Source organism: Kitasatospora sp. NPDC051702 (assembly GCF_040681575.1).
GTDB lineage: Bacteria > Actinomycetota > Actinomycetes > Streptomycetales > Streptomycetaceae > Kitasatospora.
The window spans coordinates 1-1,466 of the sequence record NZ_JBFAZB010000112.1; the positions used below are offsets into that span (position 1 = coordinate 1).

The 1,466-nt window shown below is 71.1% G+C and carries 1 protein-coding gene and 1 pseudogene; both read right to left on the reverse strand.

The features are described 5' to 3' along the window. Positions 1–278: pseudogene (locus AB0N04_RS38520) on the reverse strand (hypothetical protein); the annotation flags it as partial. Between the two features lie 242 nt (positions 279–520). After that, the coding region (locus AB0N04_RS38525) for a GTP-binding protein (RefSeq protein WP_360223489.1) at positions 521–1,466 on the reverse strand (946 nt) is incomplete at its 5' end.

Sequence of the window (1,466 nt, forward strand, 5' to 3'; positions counted from 1 at the left end):
TGGTAGAGGCCTTCCTGGAGGCCGACCAGGGCGGTGCCGTGGGTGAGGTTGGCGAAGTAGCCGATCTTCACGGTGTCGGCGGAGAGCTTCGCGCCTGAGGCACCGGAGGCGGCGTCACCCGCGGCGGCGGGCTTCTTGTCGTCGGCCTTGGAGCCGTAGCTGCAGGCCGAGAGCAGGGTCACGGCGGTGAGGCCGGCCACCGCGGCCACGGCGGAGCGTCTGATCCGGCCGGCGTTGGGGCGGACGAGGGTATGCGAAGGCGTCGGGTTCGGTGCCATGGCAGGTCCTGTTCACGGACGGACCGTCAGGAGACGGTCTCGGGATGGAAGTTCGGAAGCTGTGCTTGCGGCATCGTGGATGCCGGGCAAGCCGGGCCGGTCGAGGGGAGGTGGCCCGGTGACAGAGCGTTCTCAGCCCTGTCGGCCCACACATCGGGTCAGTCCGCCCTGGCCGCTGCCGAGGACGCCGCTGCCGATGCGGCCGCCTTCCTTGTCCATGCCCGAGAACGCCTCGCTGGGCATCAGACCCAGTCCTCCTCGTCGGTGGCGTCGGTGGTGGTGCGTACGGTCGCGAAGGCCTCGCCCGCCATGCCGGCGGTGAGGGTGGTGCCGTCGGCCGGGTCGATCAGCAGGAACGATCCGGTGCGGCGGTTGGCGGTGTAGGGGTCGAGGGCCAGCGGCTCGGCGGTGCGCAGCAGTACGTGGCCGATGTCGTTGACGTTCAGCCCGTCGGCGCCGGAACGCTGTTCGAGCGTGTCGATGTCGATCCGGTAGGAGATCTCCTTGACGAGTGCGCGGACGGTGCGGGTGGTGTGCTTGAGCAGCACCTTGTCCCCGGTGCGCAGCGGGCGCTCGTTGAGGTGGCTGACGGTGGCCTCGATGTCCTTGGTGGGCTGGGGGGCGGGGCCTGCGGTGATGAGGTCGCCGCGGGAGACGTCGATGTCGTCGGTGAGGCGGACGGTGACGGACTGCGGCGCCCAGGCGATGTCGGTCTCCCGGCCGAGTGCGTCGATGCCGGCGACGGTGGTGGTGTGGCCGGAGGGCTGGACGGTGACGGTGTCGCCGACGCGCAGGACGCCGGAGGCGAGTTGGCCGGCGTAGCCGCGGTAGTCGGGGTGGTTCTCGGTCTGCGGGCGGATGACGTACTGGACGGGGAAGCGGGTGGGTTCGGCGCTGGGGTCGCTGCCGACCGGGACGGTCTCCAGGTGCTCCAGCAGGGTGGGGCCGCCGTACCAGTCCATGTGGGCGGAGGGTTCGACGACGTTGTCGCCGGCGAGGGCGGAGATGGGGACGGCGAGGACGTCCTCGATGCCGAGGGAGGCGGCGTAGGCGGTGAACTCGGCGGCGATGGCGGCGAAGACGGGTTCGGCGTAGGCGACGAGGTCCATCTTGTTGACGGCGAGGACGACGTGGGGCACGCGCAGCAGGGCGGCGACGGCGGCGTGGCGGCGGGTCTGTTCGACGACG